General features: G+C 74.4%; 19 protein-coding genes. 5 read left to right on the forward strand and 14 right to left on the reverse strand.

Annotated features, from left to right (window positions below; all coding sequences use genetic code 11):
- Positions 1 to 23: 23 nt before the first annotated feature.
- From AB0B76_RS49885 to AB0B76_RS49900, 4 genes are read right to left on the reverse strand one after another with little or no spacing between them, the layout of a single operon-like run.
- Positions 24 to 893, reverse strand: a complete 870-nt coding sequence (locus tag AB0B76_RS49885; protein ID WP_360390449.1) for a glycoside hydrolase family 88 protein — start codon at positions 891 to 893, stop codon at positions 24 to 26.
- Positions 890 to 1327, reverse strand: a complete 438-nt coding sequence (locus tag AB0B76_RS49890) for a nitroreductase family deazaflavin-dependent oxidoreductase (protein ID WP_360390451.1) — start codon at positions 1325 to 1327, stop codon at positions 890 to 892. The genes AB0B76_RS49885 and AB0B76_RS49890 overlap by 4 nt, the downstream gene beginning before the upstream one ends.
- A 12-nt stretch (positions 1328 to 1339) precedes the next feature.
- Positions 1340 to 2644 carry an AI-2E family transporter gene (locus AB0B76_RS49895; RefSeq protein WP_360390454.1) on the reverse strand — a complete coding sequence of 435 codons (1305 nt, stop codon included), beginning with the start codon at positions 2642 to 2644 and terminating at the stop codon, positions 1340 to 1342.
- Between the two features lie 40 nt (positions 2645 to 2684).
- Complete coding sequence (locus AB0B76_RS49900) at positions 2685 to 3611, reverse strand: hypothetical protein (protein WP_360390457.1); 927 nt, start codon at positions 3609 to 3611, stop codon at positions 2685 to 2687.
- 264 nt (positions 3612 to 3875) lie between these two features.
- Here AB0B76_RS49900 and AB0B76_RS49905 point away from each other — a divergent pair, with 264 nt between their 5' ends.
- The gene (locus tag AB0B76_RS49905) at positions 3876 to 4175 is read left to right on the forward strand and encodes a DUF3040 domain-containing protein (RefSeq protein ID WP_360390459.1); all 300 of its coding nucleotides are present in this window, start codon (positions 3876 to 3878) and stop codon (positions 4173 to 4175) included.
- A 151-nt stretch (positions 4176 to 4326) separates the two neighbouring features.
- Complete coding sequence (locus tag AB0B76_RS49910; protein WP_360390586.1) at positions 4327 to 5067, forward strand: 3-keto-5-aminohexanoate cleavage protein; 741 nt, start codon at positions 4327 to 4329, stop codon at positions 5065 to 5067.
- Here the strand turns inward: AB0B76_RS49910 and AB0B76_RS49915 are convergent.
- Both AB0B76_RS49915 and AB0B76_RS49920 read right to left on the reverse strand, forming a co-directional pair.
- Positions 5056 to 5880 (reverse strand): NAD-dependent protein deacetylase, encoded by an 825-nt coding sequence (locus AB0B76_RS49915; protein WP_360390462.1) that lies wholly within the window; start codon positions 5878 to 5880, stop codon positions 5056 to 5058. The genes AB0B76_RS49910 and AB0B76_RS49915 overlap by 12 nt on opposite strands.
- A 21-nt stretch (positions 5881 to 5901) precedes the next feature.
- The gene (locus AB0B76_RS49920) at positions 5902 to 6645 is read right to left on the reverse strand and encodes a phytanoyl-CoA dioxygenase family protein (protein ID WP_360390465.1); all 744 of its coding nucleotides are present in this window, start codon (positions 6643 to 6645) and stop codon (positions 5902 to 5904) included.
- A 110-nt stretch (positions 6646 to 6755) separates the two neighbouring features.
- Here AB0B76_RS49920 and secA2 point away from each other — a divergent pair, with 110 nt between their 5' ends.
- From secA2 to AB0B76_RS49935, 3 genes are all read left to right on the forward strand, one after another.
- A complete protein-coding gene (secA2, locus tag AB0B76_RS49925; protein WP_360390468.1) occupies positions 6756 to 9083 on the forward strand; it encodes an accessory Sec system translocase SecA2 in 2328 nt (775 codons plus the stop codon).
- Between the two features lie 86 nt (positions 9084 to 9169).
- Entirely contained in the window at positions 9170 to 9676 is a 507-nt protein-coding gene (locus AB0B76_RS49930) for a GNAT family N-acetyltransferase (protein ID WP_360390471.1), read from the forward strand.
- A 9-nt stretch (positions 9677 to 9685) separates the two neighbouring features.
- Positions 9686 to 10174, forward strand: a complete 489-nt coding sequence (locus AB0B76_RS49935; protein ID WP_360390474.1) for a flavin reductase family protein — start codon at positions 9686 to 9688, stop codon at positions 10172 to 10174.
- A gap of 3 nt (positions 10175 to 10177) precedes the next feature.
- On the opposite strand, the gene alc is transcribed toward AB0B76_RS49935, so the two are convergent.
- The 8 genes from alc to pucL are packed head-to-tail and all read right to left on the reverse strand — an operon-like array spanning position 10178 to position 19265.
- Complete coding sequence (alc, locus tag AB0B76_RS49940) at positions 10178 to 11131, reverse strand: allantoicase (protein ID WP_360390476.1); 954 nt, start codon at positions 11129 to 11131, stop codon at positions 10178 to 10180.
- Positions 11128 to 12435: an allantoinase AllB gene (allB, locus tag AB0B76_RS49945; RefSeq protein ID WP_360390478.1), complete on the reverse strand. Its 1308-nt coding sequence runs from the start codon at positions 12433 to 12435 to the stop codon at positions 11128 to 11130. The genes alc and allB overlap by 4 nt, the downstream gene beginning before the upstream one ends.
- Positions 12432 to 13595 (reverse strand): hypothetical protein, encoded by a 1164-nt coding sequence (locus AB0B76_RS49950; protein ID WP_360390480.1) that lies wholly within the window; start codon positions 13593 to 13595, stop codon positions 12432 to 12434. Before AB0B76_RS49950 ends, allB begins: the two co-directional genes overlap by 4 nt.
- Position 13596: 1 nt before the next feature.
- Positions 13597 to 15789: a molybdopterin cofactor-binding domain-containing protein gene (locus AB0B76_RS49955; RefSeq protein ID WP_360390483.1), complete on the reverse strand. Its 2193-nt coding sequence runs from the start codon at positions 15787 to 15789 to the stop codon at positions 13597 to 13599.
- Positions 15786 to 17123 (reverse strand): 8-oxoguanine deaminase, encoded by a 1338-nt coding sequence (locus tag AB0B76_RS49960; RefSeq protein WP_360390486.1) that lies wholly within the window; start codon positions 17121 to 17123, stop codon positions 15786 to 15788. Before AB0B76_RS49960 ends, AB0B76_RS49955 begins: the two co-directional genes overlap by 4 nt.
- Positions 17120 to 17578, reverse strand: a complete 459-nt coding sequence (locus AB0B76_RS49965; protein ID WP_360390488.1) for a (2Fe-2S)-binding protein — start codon at positions 17576 to 17578, stop codon at positions 17120 to 17122. The genes AB0B76_RS49960 and AB0B76_RS49965 overlap by 4 nt, the downstream gene beginning before the upstream one ends.
- A complete protein-coding gene (locus tag AB0B76_RS49970; protein ID WP_360390491.1) occupies positions 17569 to 18420 on the reverse strand; it encodes an FAD binding domain-containing protein in 852 nt (283 codons plus the stop codon). Before AB0B76_RS49970 ends, AB0B76_RS49965 begins: the two co-directional genes overlap by 10 nt.
- Positions 18408 to 19265 carry a factor-independent urate hydroxylase gene (pucL, locus tag AB0B76_RS49975; RefSeq protein ID WP_360390494.1) on the reverse strand — a complete coding sequence of 286 codons (858 nt, stop codon included), beginning with the start codon at positions 19263 to 19265 and terminating at the stop codon, positions 18408 to 18410. Before pucL ends, AB0B76_RS49970 begins: the two co-directional genes overlap by 13 nt.
- Positions 19266 to 19268: the final 3 nt, after the last annotated feature.

Below are 19268 nucleotides of genomic sequence, written 5' to 3' on the forward strand. Positions count from 1 at the left end.
ACTGTACGAGCCGGCGCCAAACCTCAGCCGGCCGCGGCCTCCGCGAGCAGGTAGAACGCCTGCGCCTCGGCCGAGGTGCCGGGGCGGTCGAAGGTGGGGGCGCCGCAGACCGAGGTGACGAGCCCGTCGACCACGAGGGGCTCGACGGCCGCGCGCAGGGAGCCGGCCACGGCCGCGTAGGAGTCCGGCAGCCAGCCGCCGGCAACGCCGGTGAAGGCCGCGTAGGCGAGCATCTGCGCCAGGTTCGCCTCGCGGAAGGAGTCCGGGTCGTCGAGAACGTCGCCGAACAGGCCGTCGCGGCGCCGGTACCGCAGGCAGGCGTCGATGACCTCGCGGGCGTGCCCGGCCAGCGGCGCGGCCAGCTCGGGCGCGTGCCGGATGGCCCGCGCGAGCCCGGCGGCGACCCAGCCGCTGCCGGTGCCCCAGAGCTGCGGGCGGGTGTCGGCGGCGGCGTAGAGCCCGTCGCGGCACAGCCGGGCGCGGTGGCCCTCGGCCTGCGCCAGCGCCAGGTCGGGCCGGCCCGCGAAGGCGAGCATCGGCACGAGCATGTAGACCGAGTCGGCCCAGCACTCGGGCGCGTCCAGCAGGTGGTAGAGGGTGCCGTCGGCGGCGCGCGGGGCCCGCTCGACGATCCAGTCCAGCTGGCGGCGAGCGGCGTCGGGCGAGTCCAGGAGCACCGCACCCTCGTAGATGGCGGCCGAGTTGACCGAGCCGCGCTCGCCGCCGATGGTGCCCAGGCGGCCGTCGGGGCTCTGGTGCACGGCCGCGTCGCGGGCCAGGCGCGCGGCCAGCCCGGTCTCGCCGCGGTCGAGCAGGGCGTGGATCGCCACGCCCTGCTCCCAGTTCTGCCGCTGCATCGCCAGCAGCGTCAGCAGGACCGGATGGTCGGTCAAGACTGCGGGGCCAGCACGAAGACGGGGATCTGCCGATCGGTCTTCTTCTGGTACTCCGCGTAGTCCGGCCAGGTCTCCGTGGCGCGCTTCCACCACAGCTCCTTCTCCTCGCCGGTCACCTCGCGGGCGGTGTAGTCGCGCTTGACCGGCCCGTCCTGCAGCTCGACGTGCGGGTGGGCGACGAGGTTGTGGTACCAGACCGGGTGCTTGGCCGCGCCGCCGAGCGAGGCGACCACGGCGTACTCCCCGTCGTGCTCCACCCGCATGAGCGGCGTCTTGCGGACCTTGCCCGACTTGGCGCCGAGCGACGTCAGCACGATGACGGGCCGCCCCCGCATGGTGTTGCCCTCGGCCCCGTTCGTGCGCTCGAACAGCTCGACCTGCTCGCGGGACCAGTCGGACGGGCTCGGCTCGTACTCACCGGACAACGGCATGGTGCTCGCTCCTCACTGATTCTCGATCTCCGCTTCGACGCTACTCGCCGCCGTGGGATCGGACGGGTCGGACGCGTGTTCCGCGTTCTCCTCCGCCTTCTCCCGCCGCTGCTCATCCTCATCCGTCGACTCGGTGCCGGGCGGCCCGTCCTCGTCGGCGGGCTCGCCCCGGGGGTGCTCGGCGAGGTACCGGACGGCGGTGTTGCCGACCGCGAGCAGCGGGACCGCGACGAGGCCGCCGACGATCCCGGCCGCCACCACGCCCGTCGTGATCGCGAGGATCACCGCCAGCGGGTGCAGGGCGACGGCCCGCCCCATGATCAGCGGCTGCAGGACGTGGCCCTCCAGCTGCTGTACCGCGATGACGACGGCGAGCACGAGCAGCGCGCTGACCGGCCCGTTGGTCACGAGCGCGACGAGGATCGCGACCGCCCCGGACAGCGTGGCCCCGACGACCGGGATGAACGCGCCGAGGAAGACCAGGGCGGCCAGCGGCAGCGCGAGGGGGACGCGCAGCACGGTGAGGCCGATGCCGATGCCGAGCGCGTCGACGAACGCGACGAGCACCGTGGCCCGGACATAGGAGACGAGGGTGTACCAGGAGTAGTGCCCGGCCCGCGCGAGCGGCAGCTGGGCCTGGCGGGGCAGCAGCCGGCACAGGAACGACCAGATCTGCCCGCCGTCGCGCAGGAAGAAGAACAGCGTGAACAGCACCAGGAAGAAGCCGGTGAGCACCTCGCCGAGGGTGGTCGCGGTGCTCAGGGCGCCGGAGGTCAGCGTGCCGCGGTTGGACGTGAACTGCTTCTGCAGCGAGCTCATCATGTCGCTGAGCTGCTTCTCGGAGATGTGCAGGGGCCCATTGGCGAGCCAGCGCTGGATCTCGCCGAGGCCCTCGCCCACCCGGCCGGAGAGGTTGTCGAACTGGGCGATGAACGTGTAGACGATCCCGCCCAGGCCGCCGAAGACCACGATGAGGCCGCCGACCAGCACGATCGCGGCGGCCAGCGACCGGTGCACCCCCCGCCGGCGCAGCCCGCCGGCCACGGGCTCGAGCAGCGCGGCGAGCAGGATCGCCACGACGACCGGGATGACCATCAGGCGCAGCGCGGCGACGAGGCGCAGCAGCAGGTACGCGGCCAGGATGAACAGCACGATCCGCCAGGCCCAGGCCCCCGCGACCTTGATGCCGCGGGGGATGCCGTCCTCCACAGTGGACGCCGGCCGCACCTCCACGGGCCCGGCGAACGGCGGGATCTGCCGCGCCGTGCTCAGCCGCGTCCGCGCACGCTCACCGACTTGCGTTATCCACTGCGCCATGCCACGGCAGTACCCCCGATGGGGGGAGATCAACCGGTTCTTACTTCTGCCTGTCGTAGCGCGAGAAGTCGTCCGGGTTGTCCTTGCTCGACGTCCGCCAGATGTCGGCGTTGCAGGTGTACGTCGTGGGGTCGAGGTTGGGCTCGAGCTGGATGCGGCCGGCCTGGACGCCGTCGACGCTGACCGTCACGACCGTGGTGGCCTCGCCGCCGGCGTAGGACAGCACGCCGTCCTTCGTGGAGACCTTCCACTCGGTGCGGCCGGCCCAGGTGGCGGTGACGGTCCGGCCGTCGTCGGTCTTGCCGCTGTACACCGTGCTGGTGTCGTCCTCGATGGCGCTGCCGTCGTCCTTGATCTCCCAGATCTTGCCGCCGCCGCTCATCTTGACCTTGGACAGGTTCCCGCGCTTGGCGGTGTCGGTCCCGCTGAGATCGACGACCTTCTGGTAGGAGGTCTGCTTCCACTTGCCGACGAGGCACTTGTCGACCGGGCCGGTCTGGGAGGCGCCTGCCTGCGGGGTGCTCGGGGTGTCGGGCTTGCGGTTCAGCGCGACCACGACGATGGCGACCACGACGACCACGAGCAGCACCGAGCTGATGATGAGGGCGGGGAAGAACCGGTTGCGCCGCCCGGAGCCGCCGTCCGGCAGGGGCGGCGCGGACGTCGGGTAGGCCGGCTGCTGCGGGTACGCCGGCGGCGGCTGGTAGGCCGGCGGGGCGCTGTACTGCTGCGACGCGTAGGGCACCGCGGAGTAGGGCTGGGCGGCCGGAGGCTGTTGCTGGGGGTACTGCTGGGGCGGGTACTGCGGCTGGGGCGGGTACTGCGGCTGCGGCGGCCCGTACGGCGGCTGCGCCTGAGGCTGGGGCGGCCCGTACGGCGGTGGCTGCTGCGGGTAACCGCCCGGCTGGGGCTGGCCATAGCCACCGCCGCTCGGATCGGGCTGCTGCCACTGCCTGCTCGGGTCCACGGTCCCTGTCCTCCCCCATGCCACTGCACGAGCCATCCAAAGTTCACGCACGCATTGCGCGCCATTCGCCGTCGAGAATGGCATACGCCGACATCTTTCGCAGGTCGCCCTTTCCGACAAATGCCGCATAACGCCACGGCGCTGACCTGCGAAATTCCACTTGGCGTCAACTGGCCAACCCACAGCGGCGCTTTGTGTGTGACGATCGAGCGCAACGGGTACACGTCGCGCACCGGGCAGGCCCGTCGGAGGAGGTTGGGCGTCATGCTCAGCGAGAGCGAGCAGAAGCGGCTCGCAGACATCGAAGCCGCGTTGCGCAGCGACACGCGCTTCGTCAACGGATTCAACCGGGCCATGACTCGCCGGATCACGCCCCGCCGCGTGACCTCGGTGGCCATCGCCATAGCGGCAATCGTCGGCGCCGTCATCGGCCTGGCCGCCCACAGCGTCTTCGGGACGGTGCTGGCGATCTGCGCCCTCGGCGTCGCGGGCGGCGTCTGGACCTATCGGCCGGCCCACTCCGAGCCGGTCACCACGCAGACCGAACTCGATCTCGAACTCTGACACCCTCGCACACTGCGGTCCCCGCGTTCCCCGGCCCTGCCCCAGGCGCCGGGGAACTGCATGTCTGCGGCCGTTTCCCCGGTTCCGTCGGGCTGACACCCGGTGTGCCGATCTTGCGGGCGACCGCCCGAAGCGCCACAGTTGTCCGGTGATGTCCCCAATCGCCAGGCTCAAGGCGGCGCTGAACGGCGGCCGTGCGCCCGGCGAGCACCCGGCCCTGCCCTGCTCCCCCGCCGAGCTCGCCGGGGCCGCGCAGCGCTCGGTCGCGGCCGGGGCCGAGGCCGTGCACCTGCACCCGCGCGACGACACCGGCGCCGAGTCGCTCGCGGCGGCCGACGTGGGCGCGGCGGTCGCGGCGGTGTGCCGGACCTGCCCCGCCACGCCGGTCGGGGTCACCACGGGGCTGTGGATCACCGGGCGGGACGCGACCGCGCGGCAGGCGGCGGTCGCGGCGTGGGCGGGGCTGCCGCGGTACCAACTCCCGGATTTTGCCTCGGTGAACGTCTCCGAGCCCGGGTTCACCGCGCTCGCCGCCACGCTGGGCGAGCTCGGCGTCGCGGTCGAGGCCGGGGTCTGGACCCCCGAGGACGCCGGGGCGCTGTCGATCGCGGACGAGGTGCCGCGGGTGCTCGTGGAGATCATGCGGCCCGGCGTGGACCCGCTCGCGGTCCTGGCCCGGCTGGACGAGGCCGGGGTGACCGCCGAGCGGCTGCTGCACGGCGAGGGGGCGCTGTGCTGGCCGATGGTGGAGCTGGCCGGGCGGCTCGGGCTGCCGACGCGGATCGGGCTCGAGGACACCCTCACCGGCCCGGACGGGGCGCCCGTGGCCGGCAACGCGGAGCTGGTGCGGCTGGCGCTGTCGGTCTGGTCGGCCGCCCGCTCAGTTGCGTAGGTCCCAGGCCACCCGCGACAGGACCGCGCCGAGCGGCGCGTCGAGCAGGAGCCCGGCGAGCGTGTCGCCGCGCGTCGGACCCTGGTTGACGATGGCGACCGGCAGGCCGAGCTTCGCCGCGCGCACCACGAACCGGCGGCCCGACATCACGGTCAGCGAGGAGCCGAGCACGACCAGCGCGGCCGAGCGCTCGACGAGCTCGAAGCAGGCCTGCACCCGCGGCGCCGGCACGCTCTCGCCGAAGAACACGACGTCGGGCTTGAGCATCCCGCCGCAGCCCGTGCAGTCCACGACCACGAAGCCGGCCGCCTGCTCGTCGGTGAGGTCGACGTCGCCGTCGGGGTTGACGCCGCCCGCGACCGCCGCGTAGCCGGCGTTGGCCGCGCCGAGGCGGGCGTCGAGCTCGGCCCGCGCGGAGAGCTCGCCGCAGCCGAGGCAGACCACGCGGTCGAGGGCGCCGTGCAGCTCGACGACGCCGTCCGCGCCGCCGGCCTGGTGCAGCCCGTCGACGTTCTGCGTGATGACGCCGGTGAGCAGGCCCAGCCCCTGCAGCCGCCCGACGGCGTGGTGCCCGGCGTTGGGCGCGGCCCGCGCGATGGTGCGCCAGCCGAGGTGGCTGCGGGCCCAGTACCGCCGCCGCGCGATCGGGTCGCGGGTGAACGTCTGGTAGGTCATCGGCTGGGCGTTGCGCCGCGCCCCGCTCGGGCCCCGGTAGTCGGGGATGCCCGACTCCGTCGACAGGCCCGCGCCGCTGAGCACGAGCACCCCGCCCTTGCCGACGAGCGCGCTCAGCGCCGCGACTGACTGTTCCACGGAATCAATACTGCCTCGCGCTCAGCGCAGCGCGGCCCGGATGGTCTCCGCGACCGGGCCCGCGGTCGGGTAGGGCTCCGCCGGGAGCAGCGGCGGCTGGGCCAGGAACCGGGGCCGGTCGCCGTGGTGGGGCTGGGCCGCGTGGACGAGGAAGGGGTGGCAGAGGTACACGTCGCCGGCCGTCCCGGTCGCCAGCACCTGCTCCCGGTGCGCGGACGCGGCGTCGATCCGCGCCCCGATCTCCATGATCGGCGCGCCGCGCTCCCCGAACGGGGCCAGCAGCGGCGGCATGTCCATGTGCGAGCCGACCCGCACCCGCGTCGGGGCGTTGCGCTCGTCGACGTCGGTGAACAGGAACAGCAGGAGCAGCGCCCGGTCCCGCGAGTGCACGTTGGCCCAGAACCCGGACTCGCCGGGCGGCGTGAAGCTGCCCTCGATGTGCCACCCGGCGTCGTCGGGCTCCTCGTCGTGCGGGAAGCGCAGCGGGAATGACCCGATCGAGTCGCGCGGGTGCCACCGGCCCGGGCCGACGAGCGCGTCGAAGGCGTCGAGCAGCACCGGCTGGTTCGCGGCCGCCCGGAACGGCTCCTGCGCCATGCCGCCGACCCAGTACACCGGCCTCGTCCAGGTCGCGGGGTCGTCCGGCTCGGCGTCGATCTCGGCCCAGAGCAGCTCGGTGCACTGCCGGGCGACCTCCGCCGGTACCGCCGCATCGATCTTGACGAACCCGTCCCGCACGAACCGATCGACGTCAACGCTCAGCATGCCCACCATCGTGCCGCTGGCGCCGAAACTTTCAACCGATTTCTACCGGTCTCGAGATGGGGCGTGATGGGGCGCACAGTCCCGGCCGCGGGCGACGTATCGTGTTCGGCATGGGTTTGGTGAGCAAATTCAACACGTGGCGCCGCAAGCTGCAGGAGCAGGTGGGCACCACGATCGACCTCGAGCCGATGCGCGCCCTGCTGCCGGAGATCGAGAAGCGCGAGGCCGAGCTGTCAGAGCTCACCGACGACGAGCTTCGTGCCGCCAGCACGGCTCTGCACCAGCGCGACGATCCCCAGGACTTCGTCGAGGCGTGCGCGCTCGGCCGTGAGGCGGCCAAGCGGGCCCTGGACGAGCGGCCCTACGACGTGCAGCTGCTCGGCGCCCAGGTGCTGCTGGCCGGGCACGTCGTCGAGATGGCCACCGGTGAGGGCAAGACCCTGACCGCCGCGATCGCCGCCGCCGGCTACGCCGCCCAGGGGCCGGTGCACGTCATCACCGTCAACGACTACCTGGCTCGCCGCGACGCCGAGTGGATGCGCCCGGTCTACGAGCTGCTCGACCTCACCGTCGGGTGGGTCAACGAGTCCTCGACGCCCGACGAGCGGCGCACGGCCTACGCGCAGGACATCACCTACGTCTCGGTCAGCGAGGCCGGCTTCGACCTGCTGCGCGACTCGATCGTCACGAACACCGAGGACCGCGTGCACCGCGAGTTCGCCACGGTCATCGTCGACGAGGCCGACTCGATCCTGATCGACGAGGCCCGGGTGCCGCTGGTGCTGGCCGGGTCCACCATCGCCGGCGAGGAGCAGCCGATCGCGCTCGCCGAGATCATCGGCGGGCTGCACCGCGACCGGGACTACGAGGTCGTCGACGAGGGCCGCACCGCCCACCTGACCACGCAGGGCCTGGCGAAGGTCGAGTCCGCCCTCGACCTCGACCTCTACGCCGAGGACAACGTCGACACCCTGACCGCGGTCAACCTGGCGCTGCACGCCGAGGCGCTGCTGGCCCGCGACGTCGACTACATCGTGCGCGACGAGCGGGTCGAGCTCATCGACGAGTTCCGCGGCCGCGTGGCCCAGCGGCGGCGCTGGCCCGACGGGCTGCAGGCCGCGGTCGAGGCCAAGGAGAAGATCCGCTCCAGCGGCGGCGGCACGGTGCTGCAGACCATCACGGTCCAGGCCTTCCTGACGCAGTACAAGCGGATCTGCGGCATGACGGGCACGGCCATCCCGGTCGGCGACCAGCTGCGGGAGTTCTACAAGCTCGAGGTCGCGGTCATCCCGCCGCACCTGCCCAACATCCGCAAGGACTGGCCCGACCGCGTCTACGCCTCGGCCGAGGAGCGCGACATCGCCGTGGTCGCCGAGATCGTCGCGATGCACGCCACCGGCCGCCCGGTGCTGATCGGCACGCTGAGCGTCGCCGAGTCGGAGCGCCTCGCCGCCACCCTCGGCGAGGAGGGCGTGGAGTGCGTGGTCCTCAACGCCAAGAACGACGAGGCGGAGGCGGCGATCGTGGCCGAGGCCGGCGCGGCCGGCGCGGTGACGGTCTCCACGCAGATGACCGGCCGCGGCGTCGACATCCGCCTCGGCGGCAGCGACGAGAAGGAGCGCGAGCGGGTCGCCGAGCTCGGCGGGCTGTTCGTCATCGGCACGGCCCGCAACGACTCCCGCCGCATCGACGACCAGCTGCGCGGCCGCGCCGGCCGGCAGGGCGACCCGGGCGAGTCGATGTTCTTCGTCTCGCTCGAGGACGAGCTGGTCCAGCGGTACGGCCCCGAGCCGATGCCGATGGGGCAGGCTGACGCCGAGGGCGCGATCGAGGACGAGGACGTGCGCTGGGCCATCGGCTCCGCCCAGCGGGTCGCCGAGACCGTCAACCTGGAGATCCACCGCAACACGTGGCGGTACAACTACCTGCTCGACCAGCACCGCCAGCTGCACGGCAAGCGGCGCGAGGAGCTGCTCACCACCGACTCGGCCGGCGAGCTGCTCGCCGAGCGGTCGCCGGACAAGTACAACGAGCTCGCGGAGGAGCACGGCGAGGAGACGCTGCTGCGCATCGCCCGCGTGATCGCCCTGTTCCACGCCGACCAGGCCTGGTCGGAGCACCTGGCCGACATGAGCGAGCTGCGCGAGGGCATCCACCTGCGGGTGCTGGGCTCGCAGGACCCGCTGGACGAGTTCCACCGCGAGGCGATCCCGGCGTTCCGCGGCCTGCTGGCCGAGATCGACAACCGCACGGTCGCCGAGTTCGAGGAGATCGAGATCGACGGCCCGGACTGGGAGCCGGAGGACGCGGGCCTGGTCCGGCCGAGCGCGACCTGGACCTACGTGGTGAGCGACAACCCGTTCGGCTCGGAGATGGAGCGGTTCTTCGCCGGCATGGTGAAGCTGTTCCGCAGCGGCAAGGGCGTCAAGAAGAGCTGAGCGCAGGGGGCCCGCCGGGCCCCCTCGCCTCACGCACTCCCCGGGTACCGCGCGGGCGGCGGCCCAACCGGCGGTACCTTCGGCCCGTGGAGATCAACGTGCGGCGGGCCGGCCCCGCGGACACCGACGAGCTCGTCCGGCTGCGGATCGTGATGCTGGAGGCGATGGACGGCGTGCCCACCCCGCCCGGCGAGTGGTCGGAGCGCTCCGCGGCCGCGCTCCGCCGCCGCCTGCCGGTGCCCGACCCGGACGCCACCCTGGCCGCGTTCGTGGCCGACCGGCCCGACGGCCCCGGCCTGGCCGCGTGCGCGGTGGGCACCATCGAGGAGCGGCTGGGCGCGCCGGGCAACCCGGACGGTCGCGTCGGTTACGTCTTCAACGTGGCCACCGACGCGGCGTACCGCCGCCGGGGCCTCTCCGCCGCCTGCCTGGACGCCCTGCTGGCCTGGTTCGAGCTCCGCGCCGTGTCGATGGTGCACCTGGTCGCCTCCCCCGACGGCCGGCCGATGTACGAGCGGATGGGCTTCGCCCGCCACGCCCACCCGTCCCTGCGGCTGCGGCTCCCCCGGATTGACGCCCCTACCGGTGGGTAGGGTGGAGGCGTGACCACCGCCGCCATCGACTCGGGTCTGTTCCGCCGGGTGCTGCGGCGGCACGCGGCCGCCGTAGTCGTGGTGACCGCGGCCGGGCCGGTCGGGTTCACGGCGACGTCGTTCACCTCCGTGTCGCTCGACCCGCCGCTGGTGTCGTTCTGCGTGGCCAAGGCGGCGTCCGCGCGCCCGGCCATCAGTGCCGCCCCGGCCGTCGCCGTGCACGTGCTGACCGCCGACCAGGAGCCGGTGGCCCGCATCTTCGCCACGCCCGGCATCGACCGGTTCGCCGCCTACGAGCGCACCGGCCCGTGGCGCGCGGGGCCCGGCGGCGTGCCGCTGCTGGGCGCTCCCCTGGCCGTGCTCATCTGCCGGGTGGTCAAGCAGGTCGAGGCCGGCGACCACGTCATCGTCATCGCCGCGCCCGTGCACGCCGAGCACCACGACGACGCCGAGGCGACGCCGCTGGTGTACCACGACGGCGTCTACACCGGCCTGTAGCCCTCAGGCGGTCTCGCCCCACAGGCGCAGCCGGGACATGCCGCCGTCCGGGTAGATGTCCAGCCGCACGTGGGTCGCCGGCCGCGGCGAGTCCAGCCGGAAGTGGTGGCGGGTGTCCGGCTGCGTGGGGGTGCGCGGCAGGAGGTCGAACCACGCCGCCTCGCTCGCCGGGTCGTCCGTGGCCCGCAGCGAAGCCTCGCCGGGGGCGTTGCCCTTGAAGTGGGTGGTGTCCAGCTCGGCCAGGCGGATGCACCCCGCGGCGGCCAGGCGGACCAGCACCCACTCGTTGCCGGGCTCGCGGCGGCGCGCGGTCTCCCAGCCCTCGCTCATCTGCCGCGAGCGGTCCGGCAGCAGCAGGTTGCCGGGCGAGCCGTAGAACATGTCGCTGCAGCCGGCGACCACCGCGCCGAGCTCCAGCGCGGCCAGGTTCACGGTCAGGCCGTGCAGCAGGGCCGGGTCGGGCCGCACCTCGCCGTGCACGCGGAGCCGGGCGACGCCGCCGTCGGGGTAGATGTTCAGGCGCACGTGGGTGTAGCGGGCCTCGTCGGCGACCGGGAAGTGGTTGCGGTGGTCGCCGCGCACCGGGGACCGGGGCACCAGCCCGGTCCAGGCCGCCGCCTCCAACTCGGCCGGGGACGGGTGGCCGGGCACCTCCGCGGCCTCGACGGCGACGAACGGCGGGTAGTTGCCGGTGAAGTGCGCGGTGTCGACCACCACGCCGTGGATGCGGCCGGGCGCGCCCAGGCGGACGACGGCCCAGTCGTGGCCGGGCGAGCGGCGCCGGCGCGTCTCCCAGCCGTCGTAGACCTTGCCCTTCGGCCCGTAGGTCCACGTCTCGAACTCGGACGGCTCGGGGTTGACGAGGTTGTCCATCGCCGCGAAGAACTCGTCGTTGGCGGCCACCACGCCGCCGCCGAGCGCGCGCGAGGCCAGGTCGGTGAGGTCGGTGAACGTCACTGGGCATCCTCCCGGAGCAGGAAACGGCCGTTCGCTTCCGCCCCGACCGGCTCCCCGCGCAGCCAGGTCGTGCGGACGGCGCCGATCAGCTCGCGAGTGGCGTACGGGGTCACGGGGTGGCGGTGGTGCAGGGCGGCCGGGTCGACCACGAAGGTCGCCGTCGGGTCGAACGCCACCAGGTCCGCGTCGGCGCCGGGCGCGATGCGGCCCTTGCGGCGCAGCCCGACCAGGTCGGCCGGGCCCGCGGACATCCAGCGGACCACGTCGGCCAGGGTGAAGCCGCGCTCGCGGGCGGCCGTCCAGACCGCCGGCAGGCCCAGCTGCAGCGACGCGATCCCGCCCCAGGCCGCGGCGAAGTCGCCGGAGTCGCGGCGCTTGAGCTCGGGCGTCGACGGCGAGTGGTCGGACACGATGATGCCGATGGTGCCGTCGGCGAGCCCGCCCCACAGCCGGTCCTGGTTGCCGGTGTCGCGGATCGGCGGGCAGCACTTGAACTCCGTCGCCCCGTCCGGGACCGCCCCGGCGTCGAGGGTGAGGTAGTGCGGGCACGTCTCGGCGGTGGCGCGGACGCCCTCGGCGCGGGCGCGGCGCAGCGACCCGAGCGCGTCGGCGGCCGACAGGTGCAGGATGTGGACCCGGCGGCCGGTCGCGCGGGCGGTGTCCAGGGCCGTGTCGACCGCCGACACCTCGGCCGCGGCCGGGCGGGAGGCGAGGAAGTCGGCGTAGGCGCGCGACGGGCGGGCGGCATGCAGGCGGGCCGGGTCCTCGGCGTGGACGATGAACAGCGCGTCGACCGCGGCGAACGCCTCGGCCAGCCCGGCCCGGTCCAGCGGCGGGAACTCGGGCACGCCGGAGTCGGCGAGGAAGCTCTTGAAGCCCAGGACGCCGGCCTCGTGCAGCGGGACGAGGTCGGCGGCGTTGCCGGGCACCGCGCCGCCCCAGAAGCCCACGTCGACGTGGCACCGGCCCCGCGCGGCGGCCTGCTTCTCGCGCAGGGCCGCGACCGTCGTGGTCGGCGGCAGCGAGTTCAGCGGCATGTCGACGATCGTGGTCACCCCGCCGGCGGCGGCCGCCCGGGTCGCGGTGGCGAACCCCTCCCACTCGGTGCGGCCGGGCTCGTTGACGTGCACGTGCGTGTCGACCAGGCCGGGCAGCAGCGCCAGCCCCTCCAGGTCGATCACGGGCCCGTCCACCTCGGACCCGTGGTCCCCGACCGCGGCGATCCGTCCATCGTGGACGGTCACGGTCGCGGCCCGCGGGCCGCCGGGCAGGTAGACCTGGCGGGAGCGCAGCGAGAAGGTCACAGGGCCTCCAGCACCTCGACGGGGTGGCGCACGTCGCCGGGGCGCAGGGCGCCGCAGTGCAGGCCGCGCAGCAGGAACCGGGCCATGGCCCGCGCGGTCGCCGGCTCGTCGAGGTGCCCGCGCGTGCGGCGGCCCAGGTAGTGGGCGAGGCGGTGGACGGCCTCGTCGACGCCGTCGCGGAAGAACTCGAACGTGGCTCCCCAGCGGGTCACCAGGTGCCCGGGGTGCAGGTCCCAGCCCTGGTAGATGCCGCGCTCCAGGCTCCGGCGCACCAGCCGGGCGTGCAGGGCCCAGGCGCGGTGCACCTCCTGGGTGGTGCCGGTGGGCAGGACGTTGGTGGAGCCGTCGGCGACGTGTACCCCGGTGCCGGCCGCGGCCGCCTGCATGACGGACTTGGCGTGGTCGGCGACCGGGTGCTCGAGGCTCTGGTACGTCGGGGCGATCCCGAGCGCGGTGCTGTAGTCGTAGGTGCCGTAGTGCAGGCCGGCGAGCCGCCCCTGGGAACGGACGATCATCTCCGGCAGCGGGCTGCGGCCGTCGGCGCCGATGATGACCTGCGGGGTCTCGACCTGCAGCTCGAAGCGCAGCGTGCCCTCGGCCAGGCCGTGCGCGTGCTCCAGCTGCCGGCACAGCAGCACGGCGGCGTCGGCGTACGCGGCCGAGGTGGCCTTCGGGAACGTGATGACGAAGTTGTCCGGCGGGGGGCCCAGCGCCTCCAGGAACCGGTCGATCGTGCGGGCGGCCCGCAGTACCGTATCCGGCTCGAGGCTCTTGGACCGCAGGCCGGAGAACGCCGGCGGGTCCGCGCGCAGGGCGGCCCCGGCCCCGGTCGCGTCAGCGTCCTCCTCGTCGTCGCCGCGGCGGCCGTACCCGTCCTCGAAGTCGACCCGCAGGTCCTCGATCGGCTCGGTCATGAGCTTGGCCAGCACCAGCTCCACGACGTCGTCCGGGAACGGCGGGCGCCCGTGGTCGCGGACCAGGATCCGGGCCTCGTTGCCCCAGTCGACCAGGGTCCCGGCCGTGAACGACGAGGCGGGCACGTAGACGGTGTGCACGGGCTGCCGGGCCGGCGGCTCCTCCACCTGGCCGGGCAGCAGGAGCCGGTCCAGGTGCTCGGCCCGCGCCCGCAGCTCGTCGAGGTCCCGCTCCGAGAGCGCCATCTCAGGTGCCCGTCAGGTGTTCGGGCCGCACCGGCACCCGCACCAGCGGCAGGCCGGTGGCGGCGCGGATCGCGGCGACGATCGCCGGGGTGGACGAGATGGTCGGGGGCTCGCCGACGCCGCGCAGCCCGTACGGCGCCTCGGGGTCGCCCAGCTCCAGCACGTCGATGAGCATCGGCGGCACGTCCAGGATGGTGGGGATCAGGTAGTCGGTGAACGACGGGTTGCGGATGAGCCCGTCCACGACCTGGATCTCCTCCATCACCGCGAGCCCGAGGCCCTGCGCGGTGCCGCCGGCGATCTGGCCGCGCACCGACTGCGGGTGCAGCGCCCGGCCGACGTCCTGGGCGGTGGCGATCTCCACCACCCGCACCAGCCCGAGCTCCACGTCGACGTCGACGGTGGCCCGGTGCGCGGCGAAGGCGTACTGGACGTGGGCGTGGCCCTGCCCGGTGTGCGGGTCGAGCGGGAAGGTGGGCTTGTGCCGCCACTCGACGGTCTCGTCGATCGGGCCGGCGTCCAGGGCCACGAGGATGTCGGCGTCGCGGCGCTCCAGCTCGCGGCGCACCGCCTCGCAGGCCGCCTTGACCGCGCCGCCGGTGACGTACGTCTGCCGCGACGCCGACGACGATCCGGCGCTGCCGATCGTCGTGTCCGCGGTGGCCACGGTCACCCGGTCCACCCCGAGCTCGGTCCGCACGATCTGCGCCAGCACCGTCACCAGCCCCTGGCCGACCTCGGCGGCGGCGGTGTGCACGACCGCGGCCGGCTCGCCGCCGACCACCTCCAGGCGCACGCGGGCGGTGGAGTAGTCGTCGAAGCCCTCGGAGAAGCCGACGTTCTTGATGCCGATGCCGTAGCCGACGCCCCGGCGCACGCCCTCGCCGTGGGTGGTGTTGGCGACGCCGCCGGGCCGCTCGCGCAGGTCGTCGCGCGCCGGTTCCGGCGCCGGGCGGTCGCGGACCCGGCGCAGCAGGTCGGCGACGGGCGCGGGGCCGGTGACGACCTGGCCGGTGGGCATGGTGTCGCCGGGCTCGAGGGCGTTGCGGGCGCGCAGCTCCACCGGGTCGAGGCCGAGGGCGGCGGCGAGCTTGTCCATCTGGGACTCGTACGCGAAGCAGGCCTGGACCGCCCCGAAGCCCCGCATCGCGCCGCACGGCGGGTTGTTGGTGTAGACCGCGTACCCGTCCACGGTGACGCTGGGCACCCGGTAGGGCCCGACGCCGAGCGTGCTGGCGTTGGCGACGACGGCCATCGACGTGGACGCGTAGGCGCCGCCGTCGAGCACGATGCGGGCCCGCACGTAGAGGAGCCGGCCGGTCTCGTCGGCGCCGTGCTCGTAGGCGAGGCGGGCCGGGTGCCGGTGCACGTGGCCGAAGAACGACTCCTCGCGGGAGTACACCATCTTCACCGGCCGGCCGGTGTGCAGGGCCAGCATGCACGCGTGGACCTGCATGGAGACGTCCTCGCGGCCGCCGAACGCGCCGCCGACCCCGGCCAGGCTGAGCCGGACCTTGTCGTGCGGCAGGCCGAGGCAGTCGGCGACCTGGGCGAGGTCGCCGTGCAGCCACTGGGTCGCGATGAACAGGTCGACGCCGCCGTCCTCGGCCGGGATCGCGAGGCCTGACTCGGGGCCGAGGAACGCCTGGTCCTGCATGCCGACCTCGTACTCGCCGGTGACCACGACCGGCGCGGTGACGTCCTGCGGGCCCTTGCGGATCGGCACGTGCCGCAGCAGGTTGCCGGCCTCGTGCACGCGCTCGGTCGCCGGGTCGAGGGCGGCCTCGCTGTCCACGACGGGCGCCAGCACCTCGTACTCGACCGCGATGCGCGCCGCGGCCCGCCGGGCGGTCTCGGGGTGGTCGGCGGCGACGATGGCGACCGGCTCGCCGGCGTAGCGGACCTGGCCGATGGCGAGCACCGGCTGGTCGCGGTGCTCCAGCCCGTAGTGCTTGGCCCCGGGCACGTCGCCGGCGGTGAGCACGGCGTGCACGCCCGGCAGCGTCAGGGCCCCGGTGATGTCGATCGCGGCGATCCGGGCGCGCGGGTGGGGGCTGCGCAGCGTCGCGCCCCACAGCATCCGGTCGGCCCAGAGGTCGGATGAGAACGCGAACTCGCCGGTGACCTTGAGCGTGCCGTCGGGCCGGGCCGGTGAGGTACCGATACCGCTCGTGGCCTTCGTGGATACGGTCACCGCAGCCTCCTCGCCGCCCGGGCCAGGCCGGCGGCCAGTACCGTCGCGTCCACTGTGGACAGCGCACCGTCCTGCACGACCGCGCGGCCGCCGACCAGCAGCAGGCGCAGCGGGGCGGCCGGGCCGAAGACGAGGGCGGCGACGGGGTCCTCGATGCCGGCGTGGCCGAGCCCGTCGAGGCGCCACAGCGCGATGTCGGCGAGCTTGCCCGGCTCGAGCGAGCCGAGCTCGCCGTCCCGGCCGAGGCAGCGGGCCCCGCCGATGGTGCCCAGCGCGAGGGACTCCCGCGCGGTCAGGGCGGCCGGGCCGCCGCGCAGCCGGGCCAGGTACAGCGCCTGGCGCAGCTCCGCGCCGAGCTCGCCGGCCTCCTGGGAGGCGGCGCCGTCGACGCCGAGGCCGACCGGCACCCGGGCGTCGAGCAGGTCGCGGACCGGGGCGATGCCGGCCCCGAGGCGCCCGTTGGAGCTCGGGCAGTGGGCGACGCCGGTGCCGGTCGCGGCGAGCCGGGCGATCGCGGCGGCGTCGAGGTGTACGGCGTGGGCGAGCCAGACGTCGTCGCCGAGCCAGCCGAGGTCCTCGGCGTACTGCACCGGCGTGCACCCGTGGACCTCCTGGCAGTACCGCTCCTCCTCGACCGTCTCGGCGAGGTGGGTGTGCAGCCGCACGCCCTCGGACCGGGCCAGGTCGGCCGCCTCCCGCATCAGCCGCGGGGTGACCGAGAACGGGCTGCACGGCGCGACCGCGATGCGCACCATGGCCCCGGGCGCCGGGTCGTGGTACCGGTCGATCGCCTCCTTGGTGGCGGCGAGCGCGGCGTCGGTGTCCTCCACGACCGAGTCGGGCGGCAGGCCGCCGTCCTTCTCCGAGAGGTCCATGGAGCCGCGGCACGGGTGGAAGCGCAGCCCGACGGCGGCGGCCGCCTCGATCTCGGCCGCGAGCAGGTCGCCGGCGCCGCGCGGGAACACGTAATGGTGGTCGGTGCTCGTCGTGCACCCGGTGAGGGCCAGCTGGGCCAGGCCCGCGGCCGCGGCGGCGTGCACGGTGCCGGCGTCGATGCGGGCCCAGACGGGGTACAGCTCCTTGAGCCAGCCGAAGAGGATCTCCTGCTGCGCGTAGCCGCGGGTGGCCCACTGGTAGAGGTGGTGGTGGGTGTTGACCAGCCCCGGGGTGGCCAGGCAGCCGCGGCCGTCGACCCGCGTCGCGCTCGCGTCGCCCCGGTAGGGGCCGGCCCCCACCGCCACGATCCGGTCGCCGTCCACGACGACGTGCCCGTCGGCGTGCTCGGTGCCGGCCGCGTCGACTGTCGCGACCGCGCAGCCCTCGATGACGATCATTGCCCGGCCGCCGTGCGCACCGCCGCGACGATGTGCTCGTACCCGGTGCAGCGGCACAGGTTGCCGGCCAGCGCCTCGCGGATGTCCGGGTCGCTCGGGTGCGGGTTGCGCTCCAGCAGGTCGTGGACGGCCACGATGAGCCCGGGGGTGCAGAACCCGCACTGGACCGCGCCGGCGGCGAGGAACGCCTGCTGGATCGGGTGCAGCGCGTCGCCCCCGGCGAGGCCCTCGACGGTGCGCACCGCCCGCCCCTCGGCCTGCCCGGCGGCGACCAGGCAGGCGCAGACCGGGGTGCCGTCGAGGTACACCGTGCAGGACCCGCACTCCCCCTGCTCGCAGGCGTTCTTGGCGCCGGGCAGGCCGAGCCGCTCGCGCAGCACGTACAGCAGGCTCTCGCCCGGCCAGACGTCGTCGGCGGTGCGTTCCTCGCCGTTCACGGACACGTTCAGCCGCATCGGTACTCCTCCCATGCCCACCGCAGCGTCCGTCCGCCCAGGACCGACAGGGCGTGCCGGCGGTACGCGGCGCTGCCCCGCACGTCGTCGATCGGGCGGGCCGCGGCCGCGACGAGCTCGCCGAAGCGCGCCACCATCGGCTCCGGCAGCGGCCCGCGCGACTCCCACGGCAGCTCGGCCGCGAACTCCTCCGCCGCGGCGGCCCGCAGCGGGGTCGGGCCGGCCGAGCCGATCCCGGTCCCCGCGGTACGCCGCTGCGGGTCCAGGGCCAGGGCGAACGAGCACACCGCGATCACCATCGCGTTGCGGGTGCCGACCTTGGCGAACTGCTGCGCGCCGGCCGCGGGCGGCACGCGGAACGCGGCGATGAGCTCGTCGGGGGCCAGGGCGCTGCGCTTGGGGCCGGCGAAGAACTCGGCCGCGGGGATGCGCCGGGCGCCGCGCACCGAGGCGACCTCGATCTCGGCGCCGGTGGCGAGCAGCGGCGGGTGGGCGTCGCCGGCCGGGGAGGCCGAGCCGAGGTTGCCGCCGACCGTGCCCCGGTTGCGGATCTGCGGGGAGCCCACCGTGCGGGCAGCCATGGCCAGACCCGGCAGGCGCCCGCCGAGCTCGTCGATGATGCGGCGGTACGTCACCCCGGCCCCGATCCGCAGCACGCCCCCGTCGGCGCCCCACTCGGCCAGCGCGCCGACGCGGGTCAGGTCCAGCAGCGCGGGCGGGCGGCGGCGGTCGAAGTTCAGCTCGACCATCACGTCGGTGCCGCCCGCGATCGGCACCGCGCCGGGGTGCTCGGCCTTGGCCGCGAGCGCCTCGTCCCAGGTCGACGGCCTCAGAAAGTCCATGCGACCTCCTGCGGCACCGCGGCGCCGTCGCGGCGCACGACGCCCTCGATGAGCCCGTAGGGCCGGTCGGCCGCGTAGTAGACCTCGTTCGGGTTGTCCAGGCCGAACGGCGCCAGGTCGACCAGGAAGTGGTGCCGGTTGGGCAGCGAGAGCTTCACCTCGACGACGTCCGGGCAGCGCTCCAGCACCCGTGAGCCCATCGCGAACAGGGTCTGCTGCAGCGCGTAGCTGTAGGTGTCGGCGAACGCCTCGACCAGGGCCTCCCGGGCGGGCCGGGGATCCGTGAACCCCTCGGCGCACCGCCAGGTGGCGTCGACGGAGGTGGCGAGGATGCGGTCGCGGGTCTCGGGCAGCGTGGTGTAGCGGTCCTTGACGTACCCGTGGAACTCCGAGTCGGTGGTCTTGAGCAGCACGAGCCCGCCGATGCCGGAGACGACCTGGGTGCCGTGGGGTCCATGGTGGACGGTGGCGGTGCGGACCTCGCCCCCCTCGCGACGGAAGGAGTGCCGGCCGTCGACGCTCTGCCAGGGGTACTGCTGGATGGCGACCCGGGCCGCGTGGATCGACGGCTGCGAGGCGACGAAGTGCTCGGCGAGCCGGGCGGCGAACGCCTCGATGCTCGCGACGCCGAACTCGCGGGCGAAGGCGTAGACCGTGTTCTTCTGCGTGTCGGTCGGCAGCACGGCCGCGTTGTCGCCGGTCAGGTGGCTGGCGGCGAGGTCGCCGCGCAGGGCCACGCTCACGTTGAGGTCGGTCAGCCGGTCGCCGTCGGCGCCGCGCTCGACGCGCACCAGGCGCGTCTCGGCCTTGCCGTACTGGTTCGGGCCCAGCTCGAAGGTCGGCACGCG

This window comes from Dactylosporangium sp. NPDC049140, assembly GCF_040648435.1.

Coding starts and splice junctions, on each gene's coding strand:
- AB0B76_RS49890 (WP_360390451.1), bottom strand. CDS start 1,327: ATGCCGTTGTCCGGTGAGTACGAGCCGAGCCCGTCCGACTGGTCCCGC.
- AB0B76_RS49895 (WP_360390454.1), bottom strand. CDS start 2,644: ATGGCGCAGTGGATAACGCAAGTCGGTGAGCGTGCGCGGACGCGGCTG.
- AB0B76_RS49905 (WP_360390459.1), top strand. CDS start 3,876: ATGCTCAGCGAGAGCGAGCAGAAGCGGCTCGCAGACATCGAAGCCGCG.
- AB0B76_RS49910 (WP_360390586.1), top strand. CDS start 4,327: ATGTCCCCAATCGCCAGGCTCAAGGCGGCGCTGAACGGCGGCCGTGCG.
- AB0B76_RS49920 (WP_360390465.1), bottom strand. CDS start 6,645: ATGCTGAGCGTTGACGTCGATCGGTTCGTGCGGGACGGGTTCGTCAAG.
- secA2 (WP_360390468.1), top strand. CDS start 6,756: ATGGGTTTGGTGAGCAAATTCAACACGTGGCGCCGCAAGCTGCAGGAG.
- AB0B76_RS49950 (WP_360390480.1), bottom strand. CDS start 13,595: ATGGCGCTCTCGGAGCGGGACCTCGACGAGCTGCGGGCGCGGGCCGAG.
- AB0B76_RS49960 (WP_360390486.1), bottom strand. CDS start 17,123: ATGATCGTCATCGAGGGCTGCGCGGTCGCGACAGTCGACGCGGCCGGC.
- AB0B76_RS49965 (WP_360390488.1), bottom strand. CDS start 17,578: ATGCGGCTGAACGTGTCCGTGAACGGCGAGGAACGCACCGCCGACGAC.
- AB0B76_RS49970 (WP_360390491.1), bottom strand. CDS start 18,420: ATGGACTTTCTGAGGCCGTCGACCTGGGACGAGGCGCTCGCGGCCAAG.